The organism is Cellulomonas uda (assembly GCF_006538705.1).
Taxonomy (GTDB): domain Bacteria; phylum Actinomycetota; class Actinomycetes; order Actinomycetales; family Cellulomonadaceae; genus Cellulomonas; species Cellulomonas uda.
The window spans coordinates 18643-42596 of sequence record NZ_BJLP01000035.1; the positions used below are offsets into that span (position 1 = coordinate 18643).

Genomic DNA, 23954 nt, shown 5'->3' on the forward strand with positions numbered 1-23954 from the left:
AGGGGGCCGGTTGCGGCCGATCTGCGCAGGAACGTCACACGGGCAGCGCGAGCACCTGGTCTCGCACGACGCGCCGGAGTACCTTGCCGACCTGCGAGCGCGGCAGGTCGGGCAGCACGACGATCCGCCGCGGCACGGCGTAGCGCGCGAGGCGCCGCCCGCACCACTCGCGCACCGCCGCGAGGTCGACCTCGTGCCCCTCGCGCAGCACGACGGCCGCGACGACGGACTCGCCCAGGTCACCGCCCGGCACGCCGACCACGGCGACGTCCGCGACGCCCGGCATGGTGCGCAGGTGGTCCTCGACCTGCGACGGGTACACCTTGAACCCGCCGGTCACGATCATCTCCTTGATGCGGTCGACGAGCAGGACGAACCCGTCGTCGTCGACGCGCACCACGTCGCCGGTCCGCAGCCAGCCGTCCGCCAGGAGCTGCCCCGCGGTCTCGTCGGGCCGGTTCCAGTAGCCCGCGAAGACCTGCGGTCCGCGGACGAGCAGCTCACCCGCCTCACCCGGTGCGACGTCGACGGTCGGGTCCTCCTGGGACACGACGCGCACCTCGGTGCCGGGGAACGGCAGCCCGAGCGCGCCGGGCCGGCGCGTCGCGTCGAACGGGTTGCCGAGCGCGACGGGCGACGTCTCCGTCATGCCGTACCCCTCGACGACGAGCCCGCCGGTCGCCTCCTCCCAGCGCTGCGCGGTCGCGGCGGGCAGCGCCATCGCGCCGGAGATCGCGTGCGTGAACGAGTGCAGCGAGACGCCTGCGGCCTGCGCCGCGGTGACGAGGCGGTCGAGCATCGGCGGGACCGCGGGCAGGAAGGTGCCGGGCCGGCGGCGCTGCGCCGCGAGGACGAGCGCGGGGTCGAACGACGGGAGCACGACGAGCGTCGCGGCGATCCGCGTGGAGTACGACAGGCACAGCGTCAGGCCGAACGCGTGGAAGAACGGGAGCACGCCGTAGACGACCTCGCGCCCGCGCTCGTGCCGCGTCCACGCGTGCCCCTGCTCGGCGTTCGCGACGAGGTTGGCGTGCGTGAGCACCGCGGCCTTGGGGGTCCCGGTGGTCCCGCCCGTGTACTGCAGCAGGGCGATGTCCGACGAGGTGGGCTCGGGGTGCGACGCGGGCAGCGGGTCCGCGGCGCGCACGAGCCGGTGCCACAGCGGGACCTCGTCGGGCACGGGCCCACGCATCGCGGCGGCCGTGCGGCGGGCCTTGGCGACGGGCAACCGCAGCGCGAGCCGGTCGCGCGCGCGCAGGTCGTGCGCGAGGTCCACGGCGACGACCCGCAGGTCGGCCAGGGCCGCGGTCCGCTCACGGGCATCGAGCACCGCGGGCACGGCCTTGGTCCAGGTCAGCGCGACGGTCGCGCCGGAGTCCGCGAGCTGGTGCGCGAGCTCGTCGGCGGAGTAGGTGGGGTTGTGCTCGACGACGACGCCGCCGACGCGCAGCACCGCGTAGAACGCGACGAGGTGCTGCGGGCAGTTGGGCAGCGCGATCGCGACGCGGTCCCCGGCGCGTACGCCGAGCGCGACGAGCGCACCGGCGGCGCGGGCGACCTCGTCGGCCAGGGCGCGGTACGTCGTCGTCGCGCCGAGGAAGTCGACGGCGATGCGGTCGCCGTGGTCGGCGGCGGCGCGCGCGAGGCCCGCGGTGAGCGGCTCGTCGGGCAGCGGGGGGAGGGTGACGGGTGAGGTCGCGGCGGGGGCCGCGGGTCGGCGGGCCGCGTCGTCGGGCGCGCGGTCGGTCGCCGGGCCGTTCCAGGTCATGCCTCAGCGTAACCTACGCCACCGTAAGTTACTACCCCGTAACCTCCGCTCCCCGTGCCCCTGCCGTCCGCGCGGCCGCCCCCGCCCCACCCTCCGTGAGCCCGTGGTTGCTCCGGGAACCGCGCCGCAGAGCCGGAGCGAGCGCGGGCTCGGCACCGCCCACGCCCGCGAGCCCGTGGTTGCTCCGGGAAGCGGGCCGTGCAGCCGGAGCGCGGGCGGGGTCAGGGGGTGGACGGGGGCGTGCGTCGCGGCGGGACGTGGTGGGATCGGGGCATGGCGCCGACGATCCGTCCGTTCCACCCGGTCGACCTCGCAGGGCTCTACCGGCTGTGCCTGCTCACCGGGGACGCCGGCGGCGACGCGAGCGCGCTGTACCGCAACCCCGACCTGCTCGGTCACGTCTACGCCGGTCCCTACCCGGTCGCCGACCCGGGCCTGACGTTCGTCCTGGCCGACGAGCACGGCGTCGGCGGGTACGTCGTCGCGACCGCCGACTCCCGCGAGTTCCTGCGCTGGCTCGACGCGCACTGGTGGCCGACGCTGCGCGCGCAGTACCCCCGCGTCCCGGACCCGGGCGACGGCACGCAGGACCACGTCCTCGTCGACCGCATCCACGACTGGCCCACCGCACCCGAGCCGTACTACGACGAGTTCCCCGCGCACCTGCACATCGACCTCGCACCGCGGCTGCAGGGACAGGGCTGGGGCCGGCAGCTCGTCGCGACGCTCGCCGACGCGCTGCGCAGCCGCGGCGTGCACGGCCTGCACCTGGGCGTCAGCGAGCGCAACACCGGCGGCATCGCGTTCTACGACCGTCTCGGGTTCGAGACGTACGCGCGGCACGCCTGGGGCCGCACCCTCACGCTGCGGTTCTGAGCCGCGCGTGTCTGCGCCTCACGCGCCGAAGGCGTCCTCGAGCTCGTGCCAGTCGACGAGCTCGTCCGCGCCGGGCGTGGTCACGACGATGCTCGGGTCGTTCCAGTCGCGCATCGTGGTCGTCGACGTGATGCCCATGAACTCCGAGACGGTGCGCACGAGCCGGTCGTCGGCGTTGACCCAGTAGTCGCCCTCCATGCTCGGCGGGATCGACTCGAGCGCCTCGGCGAGCGTGGGGTCGAACGCCGAGCCGAGCGCCTCGAGGTACTTGCGGGTGTCGACCGTCACCCGGTAGTGCCGGGCGGGCACGCCTTCGACCTCCTCGACGCCGAGGTCCTCGCTCGACAGCAGCGAGCCCTCCTGCAGCTCGGCGTTGCGGCCCAGCTGGGACAGTGCGTCCAGGTCCGGCACGGCAGCCGCCAGGGGGTTCTCGGCGTCGGCGGGGTCGATGGTCACGAACTTGTCCTGCGACATCTCACCGAGGTTCATGTAGAACATGCCGTCGACCCACCGCGACCGCGTCGCGACCCCCTGCGACACGAAGTCCATGTTCATCGCGATGGTGTCGCCGTCGAGGACCATCTCGTACTCGTAGGTCATCTCGACGCCGCTGCCGGAGCTCTCCATGGTCATGCGGTAGGACGTCACGTCGAGGCTCGCCGCGTTGACCGCCTTCGCGAACTCCTCGGTGGAGTAGGACGCGGGCTCGCCCGCGGCGGCGTCCGGCGCGGCCGGGGTCTGCGCCGCGGTCGCCTCGGGCGTGCCGGCGGGCTTCGAGCGGGCGTCGTCGTCCGACGACGAGCCGCACGCGGCGAGGGTGAGCGCGAGCGCCACGCTCGTCGCGGCGGCGAAGGTGCGAGTGACGGCGCGCATGCGCGGGACCCCCCTGGGCGAAGAAGTGATGTGTGCGTGCTGATGGTGGCACCCCGTGACGGCCCGACCCAGGTACGGGAGTCCCGATCGACCAGGTTCACCCACCCGGGTGCACGGCGAGCGGCGCCGCGCTCGCAGGACAGCACGAGGGCCGGGACGCGCGCTGCGTCCCGGCCCTCGTGGCGTCCGTGCCGGTGGGTCAGCCGCCGAGGCCGCCCGCGCCCGACATGAGCTCCTCCCACGTCAGCGGCGAGAGCTCGTCACCGCTCGGCGCGACGACCGTGAGGCTCGAGTCGTTCCAGTCGGTGTACGTGGTGGTCATCTCCTCGCCCGCGATGTCGATGACCATCTTGGCGGGGCGGTTCTCGTCGTCGAGCCACAGGTCGTACGCGACGTCCTCGAGCGCCGAGGCCGCGTCCGTCGGGACCGTCCCGTCGCCCATGGCGGCGACCGCTGCGGACGGGTCGACCGTCACGACGTAGTGCGTCGTCGAGACCCCCTCGAGGTCCTCCTCGCCGACCTTCTTGATGGACTCCACGGAGTCCTTGAAGCCCGCGAAGCTCTTCGACAGGTCGCCCATGTCCTCGATCGGGCCGAGCATCGCGCCGAACGGGTTCGTCTCGTCGGACAGGTCGATCTTGATGAACTTGTTGTCGCTCATCTCGCCGAGGTCCATGTAGTACGCGCCGTCGGTGAGGACGATGCGCGTCTTGGCACCGGCGGCCTCGCTGACGATCGACATGCTGGTCTTGCCGCCCTTGACGACGACGACACCCTCGAACGTCCCCGCCGCGCCGGGCGTGGTCGAGGTCATCCGGTAGGACGTGTCCTTGCCGACCTGGCTGGCCAGGGCGGAGTACAGCGTCTCGGCGGTGATCTCCTCACCGCCGTCGTCGTCCTTCTCCGGCGCGGGCGTGGCGGAGGTCCCCGCGGGGGCCTTCGTCTCCTGCTCCGACGGGCCCGAGTCCGAGCCGCAGGCGGCGAGCGAGAGCGCGAGGACCGCCGCAGCCCCCGTGCCGACGATCCGTGTGATGGCGCGCATGTGTGTTCTCCCGTGGATCCGTGTTGTGGCACGCCATGGTGGCACGCGGGACGAACCGGAAGTGCCGGTTGTCCACGACGAGCCGATGGTGCGGTGGCGGCTAGAGGGTCACGTCGACGCGGACCGTCGACCCGGCGGGGGCGTACGGCACGAGGTTGCCCTCGACCGGCGTGCCGTCCACGACCAGCCGGCCGCGCGAGCCGTCGGTGCCCGAGTTCGTCACCGTGATCTCGTACGTCGCCCCGCGCGCGACGCGCGTGACGGTGAACGACGGCACGTCCGGGCCGATCTGCGGGTCGACGACGAGCCCGTCGTACTCCGGCCGCACACCCAGCAGGTACTGCGAGACCGTGACGAAGTTCCACGCAGCGGTGCCCGTGAGCCAGGAGTTCTTGGCCTCGCCGTGGCGGACCGCCTCCTTGCCCGCGATCATCTGCGCGTACACGTACGGCTCGAGGCGGTGGACGTCGGAGATGTCCTCGCGGTAGGCGGGCGTGATGCGCTTGTAGTAGTCGAACGCGCGCGCACCGCGGCCCACGACCGTCTCGGCGATGATCACCCACGGGTTGTTGTGGCAGAAGATGCCGCCGTTCTCCTTGTACCCCGGCGGGTACGTGGAGACCTCGCCCATGTGCACCTGGTACGTGGTGTACGCGGGGTACTGGAGCACCATGCCGTGGTCGGTCGCGAGCATCTCGTTGACCGAGTCGAGCGCCTTGATCGCGGGGGCGTCCGTGTCCTGCGGGCCCTCGCCGACGCCGACGCCCGCCATGACGGCGAAGCCCTGCGGCTCGATCCAGATCTTGCCCTCGTCGTGCGCGTCGGTCCCGATCGGGTTGCCGTAGTAGTCGTACGCGCGCAGGAACCAGGAGCCGTCCCAGCCGTCGGTGAGCAGCGCGTCGCGCATCTCGGCGACGTGGCCGCGCGCCCGGTCGGCGACGTCGGCCAGGCCGCGGCGCGCCGCGAGCTCGGCGTACTGCTCGCCGTACAGGACGAACTGCGCGGCGATGAACGTGGACTCCGCGACCCCGCCCGCCTGGTTCTCGGTGGTCTGGAACGACTCACCGGGCGTCGTGGAGAAGCAGTTGAGGTTGAGGCAGTCGTTCCAGTCGGCGCGGCCGATCAGCGGCAGGCCGTGCGGGCCGCGGTGCGTGACCGTGAACTCGAACGAGCGCGTCAGGTGCTCGAACAGCGGGACCTCGGAGCCGGGCTCGTTGTCGAACGGCACCGGCTCGTCGAGGATCGAGAAGTCGCCGGTCTCCTTGATGTACGCCGCGGTGCCCGCGATCAGCCACAGCGGGTCGTCGTTGAAGCCCGAGCCGATGTCGTTGTTCCCGCGCTTCGTCAGCGGCTGGTACTGGTGGTACGCCGAGCCGTCCGCGAACTGCGTCGAGGCGATGTCGATGATGCGCTCGCGCGCCCGCTCCGGGATCAGGTGGACGAAGCCCAGCAGGTCCTGGTTGGAGTCGCGGAAGCCCATGCCGCGGCCGATCCCGGTCTCGAAGAACGACGCCGAGCGCGACATGTTGAACGTGACCATGCACTGGTACTGGTTCCAGATGTTGACCATCCGGTCGAGCTTCTCGTCGTTCGAGCTGACCGAGTACGTCGACAGCAGGTCGGTCCAGTAGTCCTTGAGCGCCGCGAACGCCGCGTCCGTCTGCTCCGAGGTCGCGAACCGGGACAGCAGAGCGTGCGCGCGCTCCTTGTTGACGACCTGCTTGGCGTCGTCGGCCCACTTCTCCTCGTCGGGGTTCTCGACGTAGCCGAGGACGTAGACGAGCTCGCGCGACTCGCCGGGGGCGAGGGACACCGCGACGGAGTGCGAGCCGATCGGGTACCAGCCGGACGCGACCGAGTTCGCGGACTCGCCCTTGAGCGGCACCGCGGCCTCGCCGAGCGAGTTGTAGGCGCCGACGAACGTGTCACGGTCGGTGTCGAAGCCCTCGGCCTGCGTGTTCACCGCGAACACCGCGTAGTGGTCGCGGCGCTCGCGGTACTCGGTGCGGTGGTAGATCGCGGAGCCGTGCGGGCTCTCCTGCTCGACCTCGACCTCGCCGATCGACAGGTTGCGCTGGTAGTTCGTCTGGTCGTCCTGCGCGTTCCACAGGCAGAACTCGACGAACGAGAACAGCGTGAGCGACTTGTAGGAGTCGGACGTGTTGGTGACGGTGACCTTCTGCACCTCGGCGTTCTCGCCGACCGGCACGAAGAACAGCGTCTCGACGCGCACGCCGCCGCGCTCACCCGTGATCGTCGAGTAGCCCAGGCCGTGACGTGCCTCGAAGTGGTCGAGGTCCGCCTTGACCGGCAGCCACGACGGGGTCCACACGTCGCCACCGTCGTTGACGTACAGGTAGCGGCCGCCCGCGTCCGCGGGGATGTTGTTGTAGCGGTACCGCGTCAGGCGCCGCATCTTGGCGTCGCGGTAGAACGAGTACCCGCCGGCCTGGTGCGAGAGCAGCGAGAAGAACTGCTCGGATCCCAGGTAGTTGATCCACGGGTACGGGGTGTGCGGCGTCGTGATGACGTACTCGCGTGCCTCGTCGTCGAAGTGCCCGTAACGCATGGAGGTGCCTCTCGCCGTGCTCGTCGCAGTGCTGGCTGCGTGCGGGCCGCGCGGACCGGTGCTGCCGTGCCTCCGGTGCCGCCGACGACCCTGGTGGTCAGGGGGTGGAGCGGGGTGAATCAGGGCCGAACCAGGTGCGAGAGCGCTCCCATGCGTCTCACGAGACAGGACTATAGCGGGGCGTGAACCGCGCTGGAACCACACCCCCGTGCGGGGCACTACCGTGGGCGCGTGCTGCTCTCCGACCGCGACATCACCGCCGAGCTCGACGCGGGCCGGGTGGCCCTCGAACCCTACGACCCCGCGATGATCCAGCCGTCGAGCATCGACGTGCGCCTCGACCGGTTCTTCCGGTTGTTCGACAACCACAAGTACCCGTACATCGACCCCGCGGCCGAGCAGCCGGACCTCACGCGCCTCGTCGAGGTGCCGTCCGACGAGACGTTCGTGCTGCACCCGGGCGAGTTCGTCCTCGGGTCGACGTTCGAGCGGGTCACGCTGCCCGACGACATCGCGGCGCGGCTCGAGGGCAAGTCCTCCCTCGGCCGTCTGGGCCTGCTCACGCACTCGACCGCGGGGTTCGTCGACCCGGGCTTCAGCGGGCACGTGACGCTCGAGCTGTCGAACGTCGCGACCCTGCCGATCGTCCTGTACCCCGGCATGAAGATCGGCCAGCTGTGCTTCTTCCGCCTGTCGTCCGCCGCGCAGCACCCCTACGGGTCGCAGCGCTACGGCTCGCGCTACCAGGGCCAGCGCGGCCCGACGGCGTCCCGCTCGTGGCAGAGCTTCCACCGCACGGAGGTGTGACGCGATGACGCGCGACCTGCCGCGTCTTCCCCTGTCCGACGAGGGCCTGCGCGGACGCCACCTGCTCGCGCTGCCCGAGGGCGTCGAGCCCGACGAGGTCGAGGTGCTGGCCGCCAGCCGGTTCCTCAACGCGCGCTGGGAGGAGCCCGACGCGGACCCGACCGGCCAGCGCGCCCGGCCCCTGACCGCCGCGCTCGGCATCCGCATCGGCGCCGCCCGGCCGCAGGCGCGCGTCCTGCGGCTCAACCGGCACTCCACGCTCACCGGCCCGTACGCCGTCACGCAGGCCGACGCGGTCGCGCTCGGCCTGCCCGTCACGACCGTCACCGCGTTCGACGTCGCGTGCCCCCGCGACCGGGGCGTCCGGCCCGCACCCGGTGGCGACCGGCACGGGCTCAAGCGCGCATTCCCGGACGGTTACCCGAACCGCGAGGAGGAGCGCGTCCTGCTGTGGCTCGTCGCCGCCGCGCGGCGGCTCGGCGGCGCCGTGCGCACCGGTCAGAACGGTGTGGTGCTGCAGCCCGACATGGAGTCCGCGATCGACCTCACCGTGTTCTCCGACCGGTGGGTCGAGCCCGACGAGGCGCTCGCCGTGGTGCAGCGCGCCGCGCCGCGGGCGCGGCTGTCGGTCCCGACGAGCGAGTGGTCCGGTCCCATGGCGGGAGCCGGACGCGCCGAGCGGCACACCCTGGCCGGCATGCCCGAGCCGGGCGGGTCCGGGCTGCGCGACGCGCTCCTCGAGCACGGGGTCCTGGACCCCGACGAGCGTCGGCGCCTCGCGCAGGAGGCCGCCGCGTTCGACGAGCTCATGCTGGCCGCGCCGCCCGCCGCCGAGTCGTACGGCGTGCTCGTCGAGCTCGGCGTGGACGGGATGGTCGCCGTCGAGGCGTCCGAGGAGACCGCGCTGCCGCCGCTGCTCCAGGGGCTGCCGTGGACCGAGCAGGGCGTGGTGGCGTACCGCGTGCGCTGGGAGCCGATGCTCGTCGAGGAGCTCGAGCTCGAGAAGCCGTCGTTCGAGCACCGCGTCGCCCGCACGCGTAGCGCCCCGGTGGTCCAGGCGATCGCCCGCGCGCTGCACGCGGCGGTCGGCGGCGAGATCGCCGACGAGGACGACTTCCTCATCGCCCCCGACGACCTCTGACGCCGGCACACACCCCCACCGACCCCGCCCTTCCTCCGGCTCCCGCGGCCCACACCCGGAGCAATCGCAGGGTCGCGGGAGGGGCAGTCCGGCCAGCCCGCGGTTGATCCGGCTCTCGGTAGCCATACCCGGAGCAACCGCAGGATCGCGGGAGGGGAGTCGGCGAGGCCGTGGTTGCTCCGGCTCCGGGGGCGGTTACCCGGAGCGAGGGCGGGGTCGTGGGGTGGTCGTGGCCGGGGCGGGGGCGGCTGAGCGGGGGGTCAGGTGGTGGGGGCGGCGAGGCGGTCGCGGAGGAGGACGGCGATGTCGGCGACCTCCGGGACGCCCACCTGGGTGCCGGACTGCGCGCCCGACGACGAGCCCGCGTCGGAGGCGCGGGCGGCGGCGACGCCGTCGGTGAGCATGACCGTGCAGTAGGGGCACGCGGTGGCGATGATGTCCGCGCCGGTGCCGAGCGCCTCGGTCGCGCGGGTGGTCGAGATGCGCGTGCCGATGGACTCCTCCATCCACACGCGCGCGCCGCCCGCGCCGCAGCAGAACGAGTCCGCACCGGAGCGTGGCATCTCCGCCACGGTGACGCCGGGGATCGCCCCGAGCAGCTCGCGCGGCGGGGAGTAGACCTGGTTGTGCCGGCCCAGGAAGCAGGGGTCGTGGTAGGTGACGGTGCGCTCGTCGTCGGCGGGCAGCAGCGTGAGGCGGCCGTCGGAGACGAGCCGGTCCAGCAGCACGGTGTGGTGGACGACCTCGTACCGGCCGCCGAGCTGCGGGTACTCGCGGCTGATGGTGTTGAAGCAGTGCGCGCAGGTCACGACGATGCGCTGCGCGCCGACCTCGTTGAGCACCTCGACGTTCTGCGCGGCGAGCATCTGGTAGAGCAGCTCGTTGCCCGCGCGCCGGGCGGGGTCGCCCGTGCAGGTCTCGCCGTCGCCGAGCACCGCGAACGACACCCCCGCGGCGTGCAGGAGCTCGACCACGGCCCTCGTCGTGCGCTTGGCGCGGTCCTCGTACGCACCCGCACACCCGACCCAGAACAGGTAGTCGACGTCCGCGGCGGACTCGACGTCCGCCCCGACGACGGGCACCGAGAAGTCGAGTCCCTTGGCCCAGTCGAGGCGTGCGCGGGCGGGCAGTCCCCACGGGTTGCCCTGGCGCTCGAGCTTGGTGAACGTCCCGCCGAGCTCCTTGGGGAACGCGGACTCCATGAGCACCTGGTAGCGGCGCATGTCGACGATCGCGTCGACGTGCTCGATGTCCACCGGGCACTGCTGGACGCACGCGCCGCACGAGGTGCACGCCCACAGCGCGTCGGGGTCGATCACGCCCGTGCCGATCAGGTCGAGGCCCGCGTGCTCGTCGTCGGGGGTCCGCGTGCCGTCCGGTGCGCGCAGGTACGGGGCGGTCGCGGCGGCGTGATCGCGCAGCGCGAGCGTGACGAGCTTGGGGGACAGCGGCTTGCCCGTGGCCCACGCGGGGCACTGGTCCTGGCAGCGGCCGCACTCGGTGCACGTGGCGAAGTCGAGCAGGCCCTTCCAGGTGAAGTCCTCGATCGCGCCGACGCCGAGCCGGGCGTCGTCGGGCAGGTCCTCGAGCGCGGCCAGGTCGACGCGCGTGCCGTCGGCCAGCGTGAGCGGCTGCAGCGGGCCGAGCGCGGGCGTGCCGTCGGGCTCGCGGCGCGCGTACACGTTGACGAGCGCGAGGAACCGGTGCCACGCGACGCCCATGGTCGGCTGCAGGCCGATGACCACGAGCCACGCCATCGAGACCAGGATCTTCACGGTCGCGAGCACGACGACCGCGGTCTCCAGCGCGCTCGTCGACGCGCCCTGCCACAGCTGCCCGAGCCACGCGGTGAGCGGGAAGTGCAGCGCGCTCGCCGTGCCCTCGCCGGCCGCCGCCTGCAGCGCGTACTCCAGGCCGCGCAACGCGATCACGGCGACGACGACCGCGGCGATCGTGGCCTCGACGTAGAACGCCTGCCACTGCGTCGAGCCGAAGAACCGCGAGCGACGCTGCTGGGCGAGCGGCTGCGCGGTGCGCGGCCGGATCCGCAGGCGCAGGACGAGCAGCGCGACGATCCCGACGAGCGACGTCCACGCGAGCGCCTCGACCGCCCACTCGAGCGGCCACAGGTGGCCGACGAGCGGGAGCGCGCCGGACGGGTCGACGACCTGCACGTACGCGGTCGCGACCGTCACGAACAGGACGGGGAACGAGACCATGACCACCCAGTGCGCCGCGCGCACCACGGGCCGGTGCTGGAAGCGCCCGTGCCCGAGCACCTCGCGCGCCAGGGTCGCCAGGCGGGTGCCGACGGGCGCCAGGCGCCCCGGTGCGGGCCGCCCCACGCCGACCGTGCGCACGATCGTCGTGACCCCGCGCGCGAACGACCACACGCCGGCGACGGTCGCCACCACGACGACCACGACCCCCACCCACTGCACCCCGTTCACGCCGCACAACCTACCGACCGCCCCGGGGGCGCGCGGGGAGGGTCCATGTCACACGGCTGCGCGGCCGTCCGGCAGCCGCTCGGGGGCGAGGCGTTGGTAGAGTCTTGACCGATCCCCTGCCCACGCACGGCGTCGTCCGGAACGATCCGGACGACGGTGATGCGCCCCGACAGGACGGAGCTCGCCCGCGTGCTGCTGCTGCTCGTCGTCCACCTCGCAGCAGCCCTCGCCGCGCCCACGCTCGTCCGGCTGTGGGGTCGCAAGGCGTTCTGGGCCCTCGCGCTCGCCCCGGCGTCCGCCGCGGTGTGGACGCTCAGCTGGACGTCGCAGGTGCGGGCCGGCAAAGGGCCCGTGGAGAGCGTCGAGTGGGTCGGCCAGCTCGGGCTCGAGCTGACGTTCCGCCTCGACACGCTGTCCTGGCTCATGACGCTCGTCGTCGGCGGAGTCGGTGCGCTCGTGCTCGTCTACTGCGCGGCGTACTTCTCGGCGTCCGCGCAGGGGCTCGGCCGGTTCGGCGGCATGTTCCTCGCGTTCGCCGGCGCGATGCTCGGGCTCGTCACGTCCGACGACATGATCCTGCTGTTCATCTTCTGGGAGCTGACCACGGTCACCTCCTACCTGCTGATCGGGCACTACAGCGACCGCAAGGCGAGCCGTCGCGCCGCGATGCAGGCGATCGTCATCACCACCGCGGGCGGGCTCGCGATGCTCGTCGGCGTGGTCCTGCTGGGCGAGACCGCGGGGACGTACCGGCTGAGCGAGGTGATCGCGGACCCGCCGGGCGGCACGGTCGCCACCGCGGCGATCGCGTGCCTGCTCGCGGGTGCCGCGACGAAGTCCGCGCTGATCCCGTTCCACTTCTGGCTGCCCGCCGCGATGGCCGCACCCACCCCCGTCTCGGCGTACCTGCACGCCGCGGCCATGGTGAAGGCCGGGGTGTACCTGGTCGCACGGTTCGCGCCCGCGTACTCCCACCACACGCTGTGGCGCTGGACGATCGTCGTGCTCGGCTGCGGCACGCTCCTGCTGGGCGGCTACCGCGCGCTGCGCCAGCACGACCTCAAGCTCGTCCTGGCGTTCGGCACCGTCTCGCAGCTCGGCCTCATCACGCTGCTCGTCGGGCTCGGCACGCAGGCGACCGCGCTCGCGGGCCTGGCGATGCTCGGCGCGCACGCGATGTTCAAGGCGACGCTGTTCCTCGTCGTCGGCGTGGTCGACGCCGCGACCGGCACGCGTGACCTGCGGCGGCTGTCCGGGGTGGGGCGCGAGCTCAAGCTCACGGCGCTCGCGGGCGCGCTCGGCACCGCGAGCATGATCGGGCTGCCGCCGTTCGCGGGGTACGTCGCCAAGGAGGCCGGCCTCGAGGCGATCGAGCACCTCGAGGACCACACGGTCGGGCTGGTCGTGCTCGTGAGCGTCGCGGTCGGCTCGGCGCTGACCGTCGCCTACGGGCTGCGGCTGTGGTGGGGCGCGTTCGCGACGAAGCGGGCCGTGATCCCCGAGTCCGCGCTCGCGGCGGCGGCCGCCGCGACGCAGGCCGACGGCGCGCGTGGCCCGGGCGCGACGAGCCGCGTCGCGACCCAGCCGGACGCCGAGCCCGCCGCCGTCTCCCACCCGTCGCTGCTGCTCGTGTGGCCCGCGATGGTCCTGGCGCTGCTCGGCCTCGTCGCAGCGCTCCTGCCGCACCTCGGTGAGCACCTGCTCCAGCCGTACGCGGCGACGCTGCCCGCGGGCGAGCCGGGGCACCTCGCGCTGTGGGCCGGGTTCACACCCACGTTCGTCCTCACGCTCGTGATCCTCGGCTCGGGCGCCGCGCTGTTCGCGGTGCGCGAGCGCGTCGAGGTGCTGCAGAGCCGCCTCACCTACCGCGGCCCGGACGCGGACCACCTCTACCGGCGCTCGATGCGCCGCCTCGACGACGTGGCGGCCGACGTCACCGCGACCACGCAGCGCGGGTCGCTGCCGCTCTACCTGGGCATCGTGCTGGTCGTGTTCGTCGTCGGCGTGGGCGCGAGCCTGCTCGCGGGCGGCCGGTGGCCGCAGGCCGTGCGTGCGTGGGACCACCCCGGGCAGGTCCTGTTCGCGGCGGCCGCCGTCGTGTCCGCGGTGCTCGTCGCGCGGGCACGCCGCCGGCTCAAGGCCGTGATCCTGCTCGGCATCGGCGGCTACGCCGTCGCCGGCCTGTTCCTGCTGCAGGGTGCGCCGGACCTCGCGCTCACGCAGGTGCTCACCGAGACCGTCACGCTCGTCGTGTTCGTGCTCGTGCTGCGCCGCATCCCGCCGTACTTCTCCGACCGGCCCCTCGCCGCGTCGCGCTGGCTGCGGCTCGCGCTGGGCCTCGCGGTCGGGCTGACCGTCGCGGGTGTCGCGCTCGTCGCACCGTGGGCCCGCGTGCACGCGCCCGTGACCGAGCACTTCGCCGACGAGGCCGTCAGCTGGGGCGGCGGCAAGAACATCGTCAACGTCACGCTGGTGGACATCCGCGCGTGGGACACCATGGGCGAGATCTCGGTGCTGCTGGTGGCCGCGACGGGCGTCGCGTCGCTCGTGTTCCTCTCGCGCCGCACGGGGCAGATCTTCCGCGCCAAGGAGGCGATCAACGAGCACAAGGTGTGGGCGGGCACCGACCCGATGGCCGCGCTGCGCCGCGGCACCGACCAGGCGCGGGTCGACGCGCCCGCGACCAACCGGGTGTGGCTGAGCGCGGTCGCGACGCTCGCGCCCCAGCGCCGGTCGGTGATCTTCGAGGTCGTCGTGCGGCTGCTGTTCCACACGATGGTCGTCTACTCGGTGTTCCTGCTGTTCAGCGGGCACAACGCGCCGGGTGGCGGGTTCGCCGCAGGCCTCGTGACGGGCATCGCGCTGATCGTGCGCTACCTCGCCGGCGGGCGGTACGAGCTCGGCGAGGCCGCGCCCGTGCAGCCGGGTCTGCTGCTCGGCACGGGGCTGTTCCTGTCCGCGGGCGTGGGGCTGGTCGGGCTCGTCGTCGGCGGGTCCGTGCTGCGGTCCTGGATCATCGACTTCCACGTGCCGGTGATCGGGCACGTGCACCTGGTGACCAGCCTGTTCTTCGACATCGGCGTGTACCTCGTCGTCGTCGGGCTCGTCCTGGACATCCTGCGCTCGCTCGGCGCGGAGCTGGACCGCCGGGCCGAGACCGGCGAGGACCCCGCGTTCGCCGAGGGCACGGACCTGCTCAGCGAGGCGGGTGAGCGCCGGTGATCGACATGACCCCCAACCTGACGCTCGTCGTTGCGATCGGCGTGCTGTTCGCGGCGGGCGTGTACCTGCTGCTCGAACGGTCGCTGTCGCGCGTCCTGATCGGCGTGATCCTGCTGGGCAACGGCGCGAACCTGCTGTTCCTCGTCGCGGGTGGCCGCGCGGGACGGCCGCCGATCGTGGGGACGGCCGCCGAGGGGCAGATGAGCGACCCGCTCCCGCAGGCGATGGTCCTCACCGCGATCGTCATCACGCTCGGCATGACCGCGTTCCTGCTCGCGATGGCGTACCGGTCGTGGCAGCTGCAGCGGCACGACGAGGTGCAGGACGACGTCGAGGACCGGCGCATCGCGCGCCTCGCGGCGATCGACGAACGCGCGGTCACCGACGCCGACACCGAGGCGACCGCGCAGTCGCTCGACGAGGAGGCCGAGGAGGCCCGCGACGAGACCGACGAGGGAGCCGTGCCCGGCCAGGAACCGCGCCGCGAACAGGGGGTGACACCGTGACCGACTGGACCTGGATCGTGCCGCTGCCGGTCGTCATCCCGCTGTTCAGCGCGGGCCTGACGCTCGCGATGTACCGCCGCCCGCGCGTGCAGCCCGTGGTCTCGGTGACCGCGCTCGCGCTCGTGCTCCTCGCGTCGGTCGCGCTGCTCGTGCTCGCGGACGACGGCCCGCTCGTGGTCGACGTCGGCGGGTGGGCCGCGCCCGTGGGCATCAACCTGGTGGCCGACCGGCTCTCGTCGCTCATGCTGACGATCTCGTCGGCCGTGACGCTGTGCGTCCTGCTGTACTCGCTCGCGCAGGGCCGGGACGACGACGAGGAGTCCGCACCCGTCTCGATCTACCACCCGACGTTCCTCGTGCTCGCGGCGGGCGTCGCGAACGCGTTCCTCTCGGGCGACCTGTTCAACATCTACGTCGGTTTCGAGATCCTGCTCGCGGCGTCGTTCGTGCTCATCACGCTCGGCGGCACGCGCGACCGGATCCGTGCGGGCACCATCTACGTCGTCGTCGCGCTGCTGTCGTCGGTGCTGTTCCTCGTCGCGCTCGCGGCGATCTACGCCGCGACGGGCACCGTCAACCTCGCGCAGCTGTCGCTGCGCCTGCCGCACATCGACCCGGACGTGCGCCTCACGCTGCAGGTGCTGCTGCTGCTCGCGTTCGCGGTCAAGGCGGCCGTGTTCCCGCTCTCGGCCTGGTTGCCGGACTCGTACCCGACCGCGCCCGCACCGGTCACCGCGGTGTTCGCGGGCCTGCTCACCAAGGTCGGCGTGTACGCGATCATCCGCACGCAGACGCTGCTGTTCCCGGGCGGCCGGCTCGACGACGTCCTCATGTGGGCGGCGCTCGCGACGATGGTCGTCGGGATCCTGGGCGCGGTCGCGCAGGACGACATCAAACGTCTGCTGTCGTTCACGCTCGTCAGCCACATCGGCTACATGATCTTCGGCATCGCGCTGTCCACCGAGGCGGGGTGGACCGCGGCCGTGTACTACGTGGCGCACCACATCACCGTGCAGACCGCGTTGTTCCTCGTCGTCGGCCTCGTCGAGCGGGTGGGCGGGTCCACGTCGCTGACCCGGCTCGGCGGCCTGGCGAAGCTCGCCCCGGTGCTCGCGATCCTGTTCTTCGTGCCCGCGATGAACCTCGCGGGGATCCCACCGCTGTCGGGGTTCCTCGGCAAGCTCGGGCTCCTCCAGGCCGGCGTCGACGCCGGCACACCGCTCGCGTACCTGCTCGTGGTCGGGTCCGTCGTCACGTCGCTGCTCACGCTGTACGCGCTGGTCAAGGCGTGGAACAAGGCGTTCTGGCAGTCGCCGCAGGACGAGCCCCGCCCGGGGCGCCTGCCGTTCGGGATGGTCGGACCGACCGCCGCGCTCGTGCTCGTCGGGCTCGGGCTGACGTTCGCGGCCGGGCCGCTGTACGCGTACACCGAGCGCGCGGCCAACGCGTTCGCGCTGCGCACCACGTACATCCGCGCGGTGCTGCCCGACGGCGAGCGGGGCGAGGGCGAGTCCGCGGACGTGGCCGACGAGGACGCGCGACGCCAGGGCGCCGACGAGGACGCGCGGACGGGGGCGGAGCCGTGAGCCTGCACCCGCGGCGCGCGCGCCGCCTGCCCTGGGGCACGGTCGTCTGGCTGACGGTCGTGTGGGTGTTCCTGTGGGGCGACCTCAGCGCCGCGAACGTCGTCGCGGGCGTCACGCTCGCGCTGCTCGTCACGCTGGGTCTGCGCATGGCGTCGGTCGACTTCCACGGCACGGTGCACCCGTGGGGCGTGGTCCGGCTGTTCGCGCGGTTCGCGTGGGACCTGCTGCGCGCGTCGTTCGAGGTCGCGTTCCTGGCCCTGCGCCCGCGGTACACCCCGCACGGCGCGGTGATCGGCGTGCAGCTGCGCAGCCACTCGGACCTCTACCTGACGATGACCGCGGAGCTGTGCTCGCTCGTGCCCGGCTCGCTCGTCGTCGAGGCGCACCGGCTCACCGGCCGGCTGTACCTGCACGTGCTCGACGTGCGCGCGGCGGGCGGGATCGAGGCGGCGCGGCAGGCCGTGCTCGACCAGGAGGAGCGCGTGCTGCGGGCGTTCGCGTCACGTGCCGAGCTCCGGTCGGCGGGTCTGCTGGGCCCCGAGACGGCGGGGGTGCGCGGATGACGTGGGTGGTGCTGGTCTGCGCGGCCATGATCACGGTGGGTGCGGCGCTCGCGATCGTGCGGGCCGAGCGGGGTCCCTCGATGCTGGACCGGACCATCGCGCTCGACATCACGGTGACAGCGGTCATCGCGGCGTTCGCGCTGTACGCGGCCGCGCAGCGGCGCACCGACGTGGTGCCCGTGCTCGTCGTGCTGTCGCTGGTCGGCTTCGTGGGATCGGTGACGGTCGCGCGGTTCGCGGCCGTCGAGCCCGAGGGTGAGGGCCGGGTGCGCACGCGCGAGGAGGTCGCGGCCGAGGAGGCCGCCCGGCGCGAGGCCGAGGAGGCCGAGCTGCGGCCCGCGGCGGAGCCAGAGGAGCACCACGGTGGCGGCGCGGAGGGAGAGGTGCGATGACCGCAGGTTCGGGCTGGGACACCCTCGCGGACGTGGTGTCGGTCGTGGCGCTGCTGGGCGGCTCGTTCCTCGTGCTCGCGGCGGGGGTGGGGGCGCTGCGGTTCCCCGACCTGCTCGCGCGGATGCACGCCGGGACCAAGCCGCAGGTGCTGGGGCTCGTGCTCGTGCTCGTCGGGCTCGGGCTGCGGCTGCGCTCGGGCGGTGCCGTGTGGGCGCTCGTGCTGGTCGCGGTGTTCGGGCTGCTCACGGCGCCCGTCGCGGCGCACATGGTGGGACGCGCGGGGTACCGGACGGGCAAGGTCCGCAACGACCTGCTGGTGGCCGACGAGCTGACCCGCGACCTGCGCGAGGCGCGCACGCGCGACGACGTCTGAGCCGCGTCTCGTCGTCGGGGTGCCGACGACGAGCGGTCAGCGCGTGTAGGTGCGGGCCACGGGACGCTCGACGAGCAGGCCGTCGCGCAGCTCGACCACGCGGTCGGCGAGGCACGCGAGCTCCGGGTCCTGCGTCGCGACGACGACCGCCGTGCCGCAGTCGCGCGCGACGGCGACGAGCAGCCCGAACAGCGCGAGTGCGCGCCACGAGTCGAGGCCCGCGGTCGGGTCCTCGGCGAGCACGACGCGGGGGCGGTGGACGAGCGCGCGCGCGACGGCGGCGCGCTGGCGCTGACCGAACGAGACGGCCTCGGGCAGGTGGTCCGCACCGGCGCCGACGAAGAGCCGGCCGAGCAGGGTCGCGGCGCGCTGGCGGGCCTCGGTGCCGGGCACGCCCATGCGCAGCAGGGGCAGCTCGACGTTCTGCACGAGCGTGAGCTCGGGGAGCAGGTCGTCGTCGGGGAAGACGAGGCCGAGCGCGCTCAGCCGCGTGGCGGCGAGCTCGTGCGGGCGCAGCGTCGCGAGGTCGCGGCCGTCGAGGCGGACGCGGCCGCGCAGGGGGTGCACGAGGCCGGCGAGCGCCTGGAGCATCGTGGTGGTGCCGGAACGGGCGGGCCCGAGCAGGGCGACGGCCTCGCCGTCGCGGACCTCGAGGTGGGCACCGCGCAGCTCGGCCGGGGATCCGGTGCGTGCGACGAGGTCGCAGGCGGACAGCACGGACATGGCGCCTCGCAGCGTTGCGTCGGGGGTGGCCGGGGATCGTGGGGAGAGCCGGCCGCGGGGTGCCGAGGTCCGGCGACCCGCTTGGGTGGCATCTTGGCGGGCGACGCGCGGAGATTTGTCCGAATGAAACGATTAACTGCGTCCGATCGCGGCGCGCAGCGGTCTCAGGTCCTCCAGGCGGCGGCCCGTGGCGAGGCTCATCGGCACCGCGACGGCCGCCGCCGTGAGCACCCACGCCGAGTAGTCGATCCCCAGGAACAGCCAGATGCTGGCGTGCATCACCGCGACCGCGAGCGCGAACAGTGCGCGCGTGCGGCGCCACAGCAGCCACACGGGCGCGGTCAGCTCGAGCAGCAGCGCACCCGTCGCGAGCCCGCTCGCCAGCACCGCGTGGTCCGCGACCCACTGCGCGACCCCGGCCGCGTGCGGCGACGTGCCCTGCCGCAGCACCCACGTCATGTTGTCGGACAGCGCCCACCCGATCCCCGAGTGCCGCAGCTTCTGCACGCCCGTGAGCCAGTAGACGAGCGCCAGCACCGCGAGCGCCGCGCGCGGCGGCCACCCCCACACCACCGCACGCTCGTCGTCCTGGTCGCGGCGCGGCACGCGCGCGAACAGCAGCGGCACCGCGACCCACACCGTCAGCACGTCGTTGTGCAGCACCTTGCCCGACGAGCCCCACGACGCGCACAGCACCGCGTAGCAGACCCACGCGAGCACGAACCCGGCGTGCGCGCGGCGCCGCGCGAGCACCAGCGCGACCCCCGCCGTGCCGAGCACCGCGAGCGTCACGGGCAGCCACGCGGGCAGCGCCGCCGGCAGCCACGACACGAACGTCAGGCCGTCGGTCAGCGCGGCCGGCCGCTCGGCGATCGCGGCCCAGTCGCGCGCGACGAGACGCAGCCCGATCACGAGCGCGACGAGCGTGTGGACCTCGCGGAGCCGGTAGCCCGGCCCGGGCGCGGTCAGCCGGGCGTCGAGCGTCCCGACGAGCGCGCGCACGCGGCCGTCACGGCTGCGCACGGCTGGACGGCGCTCCGGCGCCGAGACGCTCACAGCGTCACCTGCGCGAGCACCGTCGTCGGCCCGTGCTCGTGCCGTTCACGCGTCTCGCCGTCCATGGTCCACGCGGTCCGCTCGACCGCCGCCGAGGTGAACGCCGCGGGGTCGAGACCCGCGAGGCGCAGCCACGCGACGACCTTCTCGCGGCGGGCGCCCGTGGGCAGGTCGCGCAGCTCGGCGAGCTGGTGGGACGTCGCCGCGAGCGGCGCGTCGGCCGGCATCGGGACGGTCACGCGCACGCCGTCCGTCCCCGTCACGACGAGCCGCAGCGACGCGCCGTCCGCGGTTCGCACCGTGCTGAACAGGCGGAACGCGGTCACCGGCCACGCCTCGGCCTCCACCAGCGCACCCAGCGCGATGACGCCCAGCACGGTCCACGTGACCGCTCGGGCGCGGCGCCGTGCCCGCGCGTCCTCGTGCAGGTCCTCGCGCAGGTCCTCGTGCAGGTCCTCCCGCACCGTCGCCGCGGTGGGCTCCCGGCCCACGCCGTCCGCCGCCCCGCTCAACCCGTCCCCCCGCACGTCACCGTCCGCCCCCTCGGCCGACGGGACGAACTCTGCCAGACGCCGCGCACCGGACGGGCGGCTTTCGCGCCTCGACTTCGCGCGCCGCTCGCGCGCCCACGCGCTCGCCCTCGCGCACGCCCACCGCTCGCGGGGCGCGCCGTGGTGGTTGGATGGCGGGGTTCCTGGACGGGCGAGGCGAGGGGTCGCAGGTGCGCGGGCGCGGCGAGGGTCACACCGAGGTCGTCGTCGTGGGCGCCGGACCCAACGGCCTCGCGGCCGCGGTCACGTGCGCGCGCGCCGGGCTCCAGGTCACGGTGCTCGAGGCGCAGCCCGACGCGGGCGGCGGTGCGCGCACGCTCGACCTGGGCCTCGCGCCGGGCGTGGTGCACGACGTGTGCTCGGCGGTGCAGGCGATGGCGTGGGCGTCGCCGTTCTTCCGCGGTTTCGACCTGGCCGCGCGCGGCGTCGAGCTCCTGACCCCCGAGGTCTCGTACGCGCAGCCCCTGCCCGGCGGGCGGTCGGGCCTCGCGTACCGCGACCTGGACCGCACGGTGGAGGCGCTCGGCGAGGACGGGCCCGCGTGGCGTGCGCTCGTCGGGCGGCTGTCGGAGCACTGGCCGCACGTGGTGCGGCTCGCGCTCGGTGACAAGCGCTCGGTCCCGCCCGGCCTGCTCCCCGGCGGCGTGCCGACCGCGGCGGCGTTCGGGCTCGCGGTGCTCGAGCAGGGCACCCGTGCGTGGGACCGGCGGTTCTCCGGGGACCTCGCACCCGCGCTGCTCACGGGTGTCGCGGCGCACGCGAGCACCCCGCTGCCGTCGCTCGCCGCGGCCGGGACCGCGCTGCTGCTCGCGTCGCTCGCGCACGCCGGGTCCGGCTGGTCCATCCCGCGCGGCGGCTCGCGCGCCATCACCGACGCGCTGCGCGCCGACCTCGAGGCGCACGGCGGCCAGGTCCTCACGGACCACCCGGTGCGCACCGCGGCCGACCTGCCGGGCGCGCACGCCTACCTGTTCGACACGACGCCGCGCACGGTCGTCGAGGTGCTGGGCGACGAGCTGCCCGCTCGCGCGCGGCGGGCGTTGAGCGCGTTCCGGTACGGCGACGGCGCCAGCAAGGTCGACTTCGTGCTCTCCGGGCCGGTGCCGTGGACGGACCCCGAGGTCGCGCTCGCGGGCACCGTGCACCTGGGTGGGACGCGCCGGGAGATGGCCGACGCCGAGGCGCAGGTCGCGCGCGGGCAGCACCCCGAGCGGCCCATGACGTTGCTGAGCGACCCCGCGGTGGTCGACGAGACGCGCGTCGTCGACGGCCTGCGTCCCCTGTGGACGTACGCGCACGTGCCTGCCGGGTCGGACGTCGACGTGACCGAGGCGGTCACCGCGCACGTCGAGCGGTACGCGCCCGGGTTCCGCGACCTCGTCGTCGCGAGCCGGTGCGTCCCCGCCGCGCGGATGTCCGGCCACAACGCGAACTACGTCGGCGGTGACATCGCGTCCGGCGCGGTCACCATGTGGCAGATGGTCGCGCGGCCCACCCCGCGGCTCGACCCGTACGCCGTCGGGCTCGACGGCGTGTACCTGTGCTCGGCCTCGACCCCGCCCGGACCCGGCGTGCACGGGCTCGGCGGCTGGTTCGCGGCGCGGCGCGCGCTGCGGGACGTCTTCGGCATCACGCAGGCGCCCGACCTGCACCCCTGACGCCGGGGCGCCGGGCGACGGGACGGGGCCGGCTCAGTCGGTGATGTCGGTCTTCACCGCGAAGCGCGCCGTGCCGCGCGTCGCGAGCGCACGAGCGACCGCGACCGCCGCACCGGACAGCGCCGCGGCCACGAGGATCTCCGCGAGCTGCGAGTCGCCCGGGTCCTCCGCCTTCGGCGGCTTGTGGCCGCGCGCGGCCTGCCAGGACTGGGTGATCACCTGGTTCGCCGCCCACGCCGCCGCGGCGGCCGCGGCGAGTCCGACGAGCTTCGCGAGGACGGGGGTCGAGGGCTTGCCTGCCATGGACGCCGACGCTACCGCCCACGGGCGGTCCGCGCGCGCCGCTCGGCGTCCGGGCGCGGGTAGCATCGACCCCTGAACGACAGGGGAGCGCCGGGCTGACACCAGGGCGCTGAGAGTGCGGGACAGCCGCAGACCCTCGAACCTGATCCGGGTGATACCGGCGTAGGGAGTCGGGACTTCTCACCTCCGCCTCGTCGTGCCGGGGTCCTCGGTGCGACGAGGCGGTGGACCCCTCCTCGCAGACGACGCCAGGAGGCAGAACGCATGACCGGTCCGACGGTGCGCGGCACCCGCGCATCCCGACCCACCCGCCGCACGGCCGCGCTGCTCGGCGGCCTGCTGGTCCCCGCGCTCGTCCTCGCGGGCTGCGCGATCGCGGACGAGAGCACGCGGCCGGGCAGCACCCCCACCGCGGGCACGACGGGGACGGCAGGCGCCGACCCGTCCGCCGAGCTCGGCGGCACCGTCACCCTCGTGACGCACGACTCGTTCGCGCTGTCCGACGGCCTGCTCGAGAAGTTCACCGACGCCACGGGCGTCGAGGTCCAGGTGGTCCAGCCCGGCGACGCCGGCGCGCTCGTCAACCAGCTCGTCCTCACCAAGGACGCGCCGCTGGGTGACCTCGTGTACGGGATCGACAACGCGTTCGCGTCCCGCGCCCTCACCGAGGGCGTGCTCGAGCCGTACCGGTCGCAGGGCGACGCGGCGGACGACGCGATCGGCTTCGCGGTCGAGGGCGACGACGCGGGCGCGCTCACCGCTGTCGACTTCGGCGACGTGTGCCTCAACGTCGACGAGCAGTGGTTCGCGAAGCACGACCTGCAGCCGCCGACGACGCTCGACGACCTCACGAAGCCCGCGTACGAGGACCTGCTCGTCGTCCCCAATGCGGTGACCTCCTCACCCGGGTTCGCCTTCCTGCTCGCGACCATCGGCGCCAAGGGTGACGAGTGGCCGCAGTACTGGCAGGCGCTCGTCGACAACGGGCTCAAGGTCGCCGACGGCTGGTCCGACGCGTACTTCACCGACTTCTCCGGCGGGGGCGGCGGCGGGCCGCGGCCCATCGTGCTGTCCTACGCGTCGTCGCCGCCGTCGACCGTCCCCGAGGGCGGCGACGAGCCGACGACCTCGGCGCTGCTCGACACGTGCTTCCGGCAGGTCGAGTACGCGGGCGTGCTCGCGGGCGCCGAGAACCCCGCGGGTGCGCGCGCGCTCCTCGACTACCTGCTGTCCTACGAGGTGCAGGTGGACATCCCCGGCTCGATGTACATGTACCCCGTGAGCTCGCAGGTCGTGCTGCCCGCGCAGTGGACGCTGTGGGCGCCGCTGGCCGAGCACCCGTTCGAGGTCGCACCGGGCGACATCGCCGCGAACCGCGACGTGTGGCTCTCGACGTGGTCGCAGACCGTGATCGGCTGACATGACCGCGACGACCGAGCTCCCGCGCCCCGTGCGCGACGCACCGACCGGCGGGCCCGCGCGCCCGACGGCCCG

Annotated in this window: 20 protein-coding genes and 1 riboswitch; of the genes, 11 read left to right on the forward strand and 9 right to left on the reverse strand. The window is 73.8% G+C overall.

All coding sequences use genetic code 11. The features are described from left to right. Window positions 1–34 precede the first annotated feature (34 nt). Window positions 35–1768, reverse strand: coding sequence for an AMP-binding protein (locus CUD01_RS10870; protein WP_141321024.1), 1734 nt, complete (start codon window positions 1766–1768; stop codon window positions 35–37). 273 nt (window positions 1769–2041) lie between these two features. Here CUD01_RS10870 and CUD01_RS10875 point away from each other — a divergent pair, with 273 nt between their 5' ends. After that, window positions 2042–2644 (forward strand): GNAT family N-acetyltransferase, encoded by a 603-nt coding sequence (locus CUD01_RS10875; RefSeq protein WP_141321026.1) that lies wholly within the window; start codon window positions 2042–2044, stop codon window positions 2642–2644. 18 nt (window positions 2645–2662) lie between these two features. Here the strand turns inward: CUD01_RS10875 and CUD01_RS10880 are convergent, their stop codons facing one another. The 3 genes from CUD01_RS10880 to CUD01_RS10890 form a co-directional block, all read right to left on the reverse strand. Next, window positions 2663–3517: an SCO4651 family lipoprotein gene (locus tag CUD01_RS10880; RefSeq protein ID WP_141321028.1), complete on the reverse strand. Its 855-nt coding sequence runs from the start codon at window positions 3515–3517 to the stop codon at window positions 2663–2665. A gap of 199 nt (window positions 3518–3716) precedes the next feature. Then, window positions 3717–4559, reverse strand: a complete 843-nt coding sequence (locus tag CUD01_RS10885) for an SCO4651 family lipoprotein (protein ID WP_141321030.1) — start codon at window positions 4557–4559, stop codon at window positions 3717–3719. Between the two features lie 100 nt (window positions 4560–4659). Next, window positions 4660–7128 (reverse strand): glycoside hydrolase family 94 protein, encoded by a 2469-nt coding sequence (locus CUD01_RS10890; protein WP_094181332.1) that lies wholly within the window; start codon window positions 7126–7128, stop codon window positions 4660–4662. Window positions 7129–7359: 231 nt separating this feature from the next. Between CUD01_RS10890 and dcd the strand changes: the two genes are divergently transcribed. Beyond that, window positions 7360–7935, forward strand: coding sequence for a dCTP deaminase (gene dcd / locus CUD01_RS10895; protein ID WP_141321032.1), 576 nt, complete (start codon window positions 7360–7362; stop codon window positions 7933–7935). Between the two features lie 4 nt (window positions 7936–7939). Next, window positions 7940–9076: a hypothetical protein gene (locus CUD01_RS10900; protein WP_141321034.1), complete on the forward strand. Its 1137-nt coding sequence runs from the start codon at window positions 7940–7942 to the stop codon at window positions 9074–9076. 260 nt (window positions 9077–9336) lie between these two features. On the opposite strand, the gene CUD01_RS10905 is transcribed toward CUD01_RS10900, so the two are convergent. Beyond that, on the reverse strand, window positions 9337–11526 hold the full coding sequence (locus CUD01_RS10905) for a (Fe-S)-binding protein (RefSeq protein WP_141321036.1): 2190 nt from the start codon (window positions 11524–11526) through the stop codon (window positions 9337–9339). 189 nt (window positions 11527–11715) lie between these two features. On the opposite strand from CUD01_RS10905, the gene CUD01_RS10910 reads away from it, so the two are divergent. From CUD01_RS10910 to mnhG, 6 genes are read left to right on the forward strand one after another with little or no spacing between them, the layout of a single operon-like run. Further along, window positions 11716–14748 (forward strand): Na+/H+ antiporter subunit A, encoded by a 3033-nt coding sequence (locus CUD01_RS10910; protein ID WP_141321051.1) that lies wholly within the window; start codon window positions 11716–11718, stop codon window positions 14746–14748. A gap of 5 nt (window positions 14749–14753) precedes the next feature. Continuing rightward, window positions 14754–15254 carry a Na(+)/H(+) antiporter subunit C gene (locus CUD01_RS10915; RefSeq protein ID WP_141321038.1) on the forward strand — a complete coding sequence of 167 codons (501 nt, stop codon included), beginning with the start codon at window positions 14754–14756 and terminating at the stop codon, window positions 15252–15254. Further along, window positions 15251–16840: a Na+/H+ antiporter subunit D gene (locus tag CUD01_RS10920; protein ID WP_094181328.1), complete on the forward strand. Its 1590-nt coding sequence runs from the start codon at window positions 15251–15253 to the stop codon at window positions 16838–16840. The genes CUD01_RS10915 and CUD01_RS10920 overlap by 4 nt, the downstream gene beginning before the upstream one ends. Next, window positions 16837–17403, forward strand: a complete 567-nt coding sequence (locus tag CUD01_RS10925; protein ID WP_141321040.1) for a Na+/H+ antiporter subunit E — start codon at window positions 16837–16839, stop codon at window positions 17401–17403. Before CUD01_RS10920 ends, CUD01_RS10925 begins: the two co-directional genes overlap by 4 nt. Continuing rightward, on the forward strand, window positions 17400–17795 hold the full coding sequence (locus CUD01_RS10930) for an MrpF/PhaF family protein (RefSeq protein ID WP_141321042.1): 396 nt from the start codon (window positions 17400–17402) through the stop codon (window positions 17793–17795). Before CUD01_RS10925 ends, CUD01_RS10930 begins: the two co-directional genes overlap by 4 nt. Next, on the forward strand, window positions 17792–18169 hold the full coding sequence (gene mnhG / locus CUD01_RS10935) for a monovalent cation/H(+) antiporter subunit G (RefSeq protein WP_094181325.1): 378 nt from the start codon (window positions 17792–17794) through the stop codon (window positions 18167–18169). Before CUD01_RS10930 ends, mnhG begins: the two co-directional genes overlap by 4 nt. 36 nt (window positions 18170–18205) lie before the next feature. Here the strand turns inward: mnhG and CUD01_RS10940 are convergent, their stop codons facing one another. The 3 genes from CUD01_RS10940 to CUD01_RS10950 all read right to left on the reverse strand — a co-directional run bounded on the left by CUD01_RS10940 (window position 18206) and on the right by CUD01_RS10950 (window position 20439). Further along, entirely contained in the window at window positions 18206–18892 is a 687-nt protein-coding gene (locus CUD01_RS10940) for an ABC transporter ATP-binding protein (protein ID WP_141321045.1), read from the reverse strand. A 132-nt stretch (window positions 18893–19024) separates the two neighbouring features. After that, window positions 19025–19948 (reverse strand): hypothetical protein, encoded by a 924-nt coding sequence (locus CUD01_RS10945; protein WP_244937752.1) that lies wholly within the window; start codon window positions 19946–19948, stop codon window positions 19025–19027. After that, window positions 19945–20439, reverse strand: a complete 495-nt coding sequence (locus CUD01_RS10950) for a hypothetical protein (protein WP_141321047.1) — start codon at window positions 20437–20439, stop codon at window positions 19945–19947. The genes CUD01_RS10945 and CUD01_RS10950 overlap by 4 nt, the downstream gene beginning before the upstream one ends. Before the next feature lie 191 nt (window positions 20440–20630). Between CUD01_RS10950 and CUD01_RS10955 the strand changes: the two genes are divergently transcribed. Next, complete coding sequence (locus CUD01_RS10955) at window positions 20631–22157, forward strand: phytoene desaturase family protein (RefSeq protein ID WP_141321049.1); 1527 nt, start codon at window positions 20631–20633, stop codon at window positions 22155–22157. A gap of 33 nt (window positions 22158–22190) precedes the next feature. On the opposite strand, the gene CUD01_RS10960 is transcribed toward CUD01_RS10955, so the two are convergent. Next, window positions 22191–22460: a DUF4235 domain-containing protein gene (locus CUD01_RS10960; RefSeq protein ID WP_094181321.1), complete on the reverse strand. Its 270-nt coding sequence runs from the start codon at window positions 22458–22460 to the stop codon at window positions 22191–22193. Between the two features lie 71 nt (window positions 22461–22531). Beyond that, window positions 22532–22646, forward strand: a riboswitch (TPP riboswitch). Between the two features lie 78 nt (window positions 22647–22724). Here CUD01_RS10960 and CUD01_RS10965 point away from each other — a divergent pair. Beyond that, entirely contained in the window at window positions 22725–23879 is a 1155-nt protein-coding gene (locus tag CUD01_RS10965; protein WP_094181320.1) for a thiamine ABC transporter substrate-binding protein, read from the forward strand. Window positions 23880–23954: the final 75 nt, after the last annotated feature.